Origin of the sequence: Pseudobacteroides sp., from assembly GCF_036567765.1 — a bacterium.
In the GTDB taxonomy this organism is placed as follows: domain Bacteria; phylum Bacillota; class Clostridia; order Acetivibrionales; family DSM-2933; genus Pseudobacteroides.
The window spans coordinates 22,666-28,729 of the sequence record NZ_DATCTU010000092.1 but is presented as its reverse complement, the minus strand read 5'-3'; the positions used below and the strand labels follow the sequence as shown (position 1 = coordinate 28,729).

The window sequence follows — 6,064 nt, the reverse complement described above, 5'->3', positions numbered from 1 at the left end:
GCAATAGGACGGCAGCTTGTTTTTGGCATTCATTCTTATAACGGCATCTATTTTAAAATTCAGGGAACCTGATATATTTTGTGTGTTGAACCTGGGGATTACATCCTTTTCCCAGTTGGTTTTGAAGGTGGTGGTTACCATAGCTTCATCCCTGTTTTCCGACATTATGTTGGCACTGAGAATGGTTATTTTCTGGTTGGTGCCTATAAGGGATATTTCGAAGTAGTCTGTACTGTACCAGTAATCGCTATTTCTGGCTTTTTCTTTTATTACCTGGGTGCTTGTCCCGTCTTGGAAGTCTATGAAGGGGTTGGTTGTTTGCCAGGAGGTGTTGGACTCTTCACCATACTCTGTCACAATTTCATCATATGTAGCAAATGTGCATAATGTACCAAACAGAAAAGTTATTATTAAAGTTATTCCAGCTTTTATTTTCACTCTTATACCCCCTCTGGTATTCTAGTCAAAGGTATATTGCTTCTAAGCCTAACAATTTTGCTGAAACTTTCATTACTGTCTTTATTCCATTTTGCTAACTCAATTTCCAAGTCATCCTCATACCATTTTCCAATATCAACGGACTGTTTAGATGGATTGATATTCTCTAAAATGCACCATTGGATTGTCCCTTTTACCCTGATCCTTCCATCATCACATATGTATATCATTGAGGTATCAGTTAAAAATCTAGAAACCACAACAGCTTTATCTTCTTTTATCATATTAATATATTTATTATTTGTATCATCATAAGTTACTTTTTTTCCATTTTCACTAGTAAATGTGCCTTCTTTAGATAAATACTTACTAATTTCATTTTTAAACGTCAAATCAACTATGCGATAATCAACATTGTTTAACGCCTCTATATACCCCTTGGCCTTCCGAATTAAATCGATAAGATACTCTTTAGTAAAAGTCTTCACAACATCCTTATTTGACATATACTGCCCCTTCATTACGCTGGTATCAACCTTCTGATTTTCGGGATATCCATTCAGCCTAGCCCTCTGCTCTGCTGTCAACGGAGGCATAACATAAGTTCCATCCGCCAAATCCTGCTGCCTCTCAATTTCCTTATAATATGCCTTCATCTTGATCCTGTACTCGTTAGGATCATCTCTGAACTCAAGCACCCTTACAATCATCTCTGTTACCTCAGCCCTTGTGGCAGTCTGGGTTGGCTTAAATGTCCTGAGTTTCTTGCTGTAGTAACCTCTAATGAGATATTCACTGAAAGCCGTATCTATCCATTTTGTATCAATTCCTGTTACATCTGTAAAAACAGGAGTTGAGGCAGCCTTTGGATCAAGCTTTAAAAGTCTCAAAATCATCTTTGCCATGTCCATACGTGCCATGCTGCCGTCATAGTTGTAACCATCCCCATCCTCTATAACACCAAGCTCTTTGGCCTTATCAACATAATTCTTATACCAGACATCCTTATGAAGCTCCTGTTTATAGCCTGCTGCTGCAAGCAAAAGCTTAATAAACTCGGCAGTCTTAATTGAGTTTTTGGGTTTGAATGTGCCGTCACTGTATCCGTCAATTCCCCTTAGTCCAACAAGCTTTGAAAGGTTATTTGCATACCAGTCCGCAGCCTTTATATCCTTAAACCTTTTTGTAGTGTATGTAACAAGACTGTTTAGCTTCTCCCCGGCAAGCTTTATATTCGGTTCCTTCCCTCCAAATATGGTGCTAAGCTCTGTTTCAGCAGTTGAAGCTGCAGCAAAAAAACATATTGAATTTCCTGAAACAAATATTAGTACAATTAATAAAGAAACAAACCTTACAATCCTATTTCTCATCATTTTGCCGTTCCTCCCGGAGTTTTATTATTAAATATCAACAATGGATTACATTAGAACACCATAAATTCCTCGCCATGCATCCTGGATATTGATGAGTTAAGTCAACACATGAGCGAAATTTATAATGGAAGTTACTTTTTGATCTATTTAATTATATCATTTATCGGAATAATTTTGAAAATAATATACCAATTTAAGATTTATAAGGAAAAATCTTATTATTTAAAAAACTAACTTCAGCTGCTATTGTCCCCTTAAAAATGGTATAATTTTGTTTGATTTCTTTTCTGAATTCTGTTCTTGATGTAGATGATAGAAAAAGGCTTGTGTCACTGGACATTATCGAGAACAAAGAGCTTATTAAAGAAATGATTTTTGATAAGACATGAAGACTGGACATAAGGGCCAAAACTGCTGATAACACCCAATTAAATATTGAAGTACAGTTAACCAACCAATATAATATGGACAAAAGAACCATGTTCTTCTGGGAAAAACTTTTTCTTGAAGGAATAAAAAAGGGTGAAGATTATATAAATCTCTCAAAGGTTATAACTATTAATATATTAGATTTCGATTATTTGGATATAGGAAAATTTCATATCAAATATCATCTTTGGGAAGATTCAGAAGAAAATTATCTTTTGGCAGATTTAATCGAAATTCATTTTATAGAAATGCCTAAATTTAAGCGACTTAAGCAAAAAAATTTAAAAGGTAATCCCCTTCATAGATGGTTAAGCTTCTTCGACAAGATGTTAACTGAAGATGAATTAAAGGAGCTGATTGAAATGAATAGTGCATTAAAAGGGCTGAGGCTAAGCTTGAGCATCTCAGTTCGGATAAAAAAGCAATTGGATTGTACAAAGCACGTGAAGATGCAATTAAAATTGCTAAAAACCTTATTCCTCTAGGTTTTGATATATCGGTAATCTCAGAATCTACCCGCCTTTCAGCAGAGCAAATAGAAGAAATGCAAAAATCTTCAAACAACTAAAATAATATCTTTTGAGCCAATAAATTATATAAGGCAATGTTTCCTTACCACTTACTGCCTCTGGATATGTCGACAGGTTGTGCATGCGAATATAGAATTTTTATCGTAACTCAAATAGTTTATATTTCGTAGCTTATTAATCCTTTTTACGAAAGGCCTGTTGCTTCAATTATTCCATGCATTTCCATTCCCATTACTATTAACTTCCTTGCTGTTTTTTCTATGCCCATTGTTTCCCCTTTTTCCACCACCCTTTCCACCTTCTTCTATCATCTTGTCAAGTGCTGCAGCAAAATTTGATTTCATACATTCCATCTCCTTACCTACTATTTCATTCAATATTTACCTATTTTTACAGTGCACGTAAATTGTTTAAATGTTAATAAAATTCAACAAAGGAAATCTGGAGCCCTATTGGATTAATACAAGTGGAAATGCCGTCATCAGGCAGCTTGCTACTGAAGGTGATCCTCGAATACAGCTTAGTATTCAGGATATAATTAAAGGTGGTGCAATACACGCCATTAAAATTGATGAAAATATTACATACAGTGAAATAATGGGTTCAGAAAATAGCATATGGTCCTTCATGCTTATGAGCGGATATCTTAAGCCTGTAAAAACAGCACTTATGAAGATAGCCACTATCTGACCTTCACCCGAAAAACACCTTTTTATAAGCCTTTATCAAATTATGCTTTTCTATTTCCCAATTCAATTCCTTTTCAATCCTTTCTCTTCCTATTGCACCCATTTTATTTCTATGTTCTTCACCATCCAAAAGCACTATTATTTTTTCTGCCATATCAACCGCATCATTCCTTTTTGCATAAAGCGATGCTTCTCCTGCAGTAAATTTGCCTTCAGTGAGCTCAAACTGCACTATAGGCTTGCCCAAAGCCATGTATTCCATAACCTTATTCATTGTGGCTTTGTCATTTACTTCATTGTATTCAGCGGGATTGACACAAACATCGGCAGTATTTAAGTACTCAAGCAAGACCTTGTCACTAACCCTGCCTGTGAATGTAAAATACTTTTCAAGGCATTTTTCCCTCACATACTTCCGTATGTTTGAAATTTCCGTTCCACCTCCAACACAAGCAAATTGTATATCCCTTCTTTTTTTTACATTTATAATATAGTCAGCCACATCGACCAGGTAGTTTAAGCCTTCATGCTTTTCTATAAACCCTACATAACCAACCATGAATTTACGGTGGTTTTTCAGCTCCTCTATCGGTGGTATGATTTGAAGTCTTTCAAAGCTAGGGGCACTCCTTACCACAAATACATCCTCGGGCCTTTTACCGCCTCTTTTCAATGCAATTTCTCGGTAGCTGTCATTGGCGGCAATGGAGACTTCCGAGCACTTAAACGCCTTTTTTTGGAAGTATAACATAAGCTTATGAGAAAAGCCTTTAATGCCACATTTGGATATGTGCAGCTCAGGATATATATCGTTGTGATCAAAGATAAACTTCTTTCTCAATAGCTTAAAAGGCTTCGCAGCAATATATATGAAATCAGGAGGGTTGCAGACATGAATAACATCAAACCCTCTTACAAAATGACATTTCACAGCCAGTACAAACTCCCAAAATATTGCACTTCCAAACTTAAGTAGATGACTTAAGGCACCATCTCCTTTATGTATCAGATTATGCCTGTACATTACTATGCCGTCGATTATCTCGAATTTATTCTCATATCCCTTTCCTGTAGGACAGATTATCGTCACATTTGCACCGCATTCTTTCAGTGTGACAGCCTCCTGCCACGATCTTGTTTCAAAAGGACATGGCAGGCTTCCAACAATCATGAGTACTTTTTTGCCTGAAAATACCCCCATTGATTCCTCTTGCATAGCTTTATCCCCCTATCTCAACATAATCACAAAGTGATTATATCAACCTTAAAAAATCATCTCTTCGGAACAGTAAGAAAGGGTTAATTCTAAGCATAGCATTTTGATAAACTTTATTGGAGGAAACAATTATTGTATAAAAGACTTGTGAAAATAAAACTCAAGATACTTCTGTGTTAAACACAGTAAACATGCAATTGTCTATTACCCTACCCTATATCCCAAAAAATAAAATTAAAGGACTTATATATTCTCTATATTTTTACATTGATCACTTTACATAAGATTTTATTAAAATAATTTTATAACAAAACATGCCAAAAGTCTATATTAAGATTAAAAGTCCCTACACATAAACAGGGCTGTCGTAGACAGCCCTTAAGCTTAATATCATATTTATCGCTTCATTTATCTTATAAATTTTCCTTGTACCATTGTATGCATCTTTTGAGACCTTCATCTACGCTGATTTCCGGGTAGTATCCCAGGTATTCCCTTGCCTTGCTGATATCTGCATTGGAATGCTTTACATCGCCTTTTCTGTCGGGACCATAAAGCGGTTCTATATCCTTCTCCAAAAGTTTACATATACTGTTATATAAGTCAATTAAAAAAACCCTTCCCCCGGTTGCGATATTAAAAATCTCACCGCAAGCTTCTTTACCGGCAAGACACGCTCTCAAATTAGCCCGAATCACGTTGTCGATATAGGTAAAGTCTCTGGATTGTCTGCCATCGCCATTAATAGTAGGAGCAGTATTATTGATAAGTGATTTGACAAATACAGGTATAACGGCAGCATATACCGAGTTTGGATTCTGCCTCCTGCCAAAAACATTGAAATACCGAAGCCCTATAGTTTCAAGGCCATATATCTCAAAAAAGTTTCTTCCATACAGTTCATTGACCTTCTTGGTAATCGCATATGGGGATAAGGGCTTTCCCACCCTGTCCTCAATTTTGGGAAGATTAACCTCGTCTCCGTAAACCGATGAAGATGATGCGTACACAAACCTTTTAACACCATTATCCCTGGCAGCAATCATCATGTTGAGCATGCCTGTTATATTTACATCATTGGATGTCCTTGGATCATTAATAGAACGCGGAACAGAGCCTAACGCCCCTTGATGAAGGACATAATCAACGTTTTTACAGGCCTCATTGCATGTATCACTATCTCTGATATCACCTTCAATCAGTTGGAAATTACTATTTTGTACGAAGTTTGCTATATTGTCCTTTTTCCCTGTTGCAAAATTATCTAAAACTCGAACCCTATAACCCATATCAAGAAGTGCTTCCGTTATGTTTGAACCTATAAAGCCAGCACCTCCGGTAACAAGAAAAAGACTGTCTTTTGGGAAAGAAATATTTTCAAAGCCCATT

General features: G+C 36.2%; 7 protein-coding genes. 2 read left to right on the top strand and 5 right to left on the bottom strand.

All coding sequences use genetic code 11. From position 1 onward, the window contains the following. Together VIO64_RS14135 and VIO64_RS14130 are read right to left on the bottom strand one after the other, a co-directional pair. A partial coding sequence (locus tag VIO64_RS14135; protein ID WP_331919318.1) for a hypothetical protein occupies positions 1-438 on the bottom strand: 438 nt, incomplete at its 3' end. A 2-nt stretch (positions 439-440) separates the two neighbouring features. After that, a complete protein-coding gene (locus VIO64_RS14130; protein ID WP_331919316.1) occupies positions 441-1,811 on the bottom strand; it encodes an S-layer homology domain-containing protein in 1,371 nt (456 codons plus the stop codon). 392 nt (positions 1,812-2,203) lie between these two features. Here VIO64_RS14130 and VIO64_RS14125 point away from each other — a divergent pair, with 392 nt between their 5' ends. Continuing rightward, the gene (locus tag VIO64_RS14125) at positions 2,204-2,725 is read left to right on the top strand and encodes an Rpn family recombination-promoting nuclease/putative transposase (RefSeq protein ID WP_331919320.1); all 522 of its coding nucleotides are present in this window, start codon (positions 2,204-2,206) and stop codon (positions 2,723-2,725) included. A 248-nt stretch (positions 2,726-2,973) separates the two neighbouring features. Here the strand turns inward: VIO64_RS14125 and VIO64_RS14120 are convergent, their stop codons facing one another. Beyond that, entirely contained in the window at positions 2,974-3,114 is a 141-nt protein-coding gene (locus VIO64_RS14120; RefSeq protein WP_331919314.1) for a hypothetical protein, read from the bottom strand. 70 nt (positions 3,115-3,184) lie between these two features. Here VIO64_RS14120 and VIO64_RS14115 point away from each other — a divergent pair, with 70 nt between their 5' ends. Then, a complete protein-coding gene (locus VIO64_RS14115; protein ID WP_331919312.1) occupies positions 3,185-3,460 on the top strand; it encodes a hypothetical protein in 276 nt (91 codons plus the stop codon). Positions 3,461-3,463: 3 nt separating this feature from the next. Here the strand turns inward: VIO64_RS14115 and VIO64_RS14110 are convergent, their stop codons facing one another. Both VIO64_RS14110 and VIO64_RS14105 read right to left on the bottom strand, forming a co-directional pair. Further along, positions 3,464-4,675, bottom strand: coding sequence for a glycosyltransferase family 4 protein (locus tag VIO64_RS14110; protein ID WP_331919310.1), 1,212 nt, complete (start codon positions 4,673-4,675; stop codon positions 3,464-3,466). Positions 4,676-5,088: 413 nt separating this feature from the next. Continuing rightward, on the bottom strand, positions 5,089-6,063 hold the full coding sequence (locus tag VIO64_RS14105) for an SDR family oxidoreductase (protein ID WP_331919308.1): 975 nt from the start codon (positions 6,061-6,063) through the stop codon (positions 5,089-5,091). Between the last annotated feature and the right edge of the window lies 1 nt (position 6,064).

Bases quoted from the DNA above. Each gene is read 5' to 3' on its own strand.
- VIO64_RS14130 (WP_331919316.1), bottom strand. From the start codon at position 1,811: ATGATGAGAAATAGGATTGTAAGGTTTGTTTCTTTATTAATTGTACTA.
- VIO64_RS14120 (WP_331919314.1), bottom strand. From the start codon at position 3,114: ATGAAATCAAATTTTGCTGCAGCACTTGACAAGATGATAGAAGAAGGT.
- VIO64_RS14115 (WP_331919312.1), top strand. From the start codon at position 3,185: ATGTTAATAAAATTCAACAAAGGAAATCTGGAGCCCTATTGGATTAAT.
- VIO64_RS14110 (WP_331919310.1), bottom strand. From the start codon at position 4,675: ATGCAAGAGGAATCAATGGGGGTATTTTCAGGCAAAAAAGTACTCATG.
- VIO64_RS14105 (WP_331919308.1), bottom strand. From the start codon at position 6,063: ATGGGCTTTGAAAATATTTCTTTCCCAAAAGACAGTCTTTTTCTTGTT.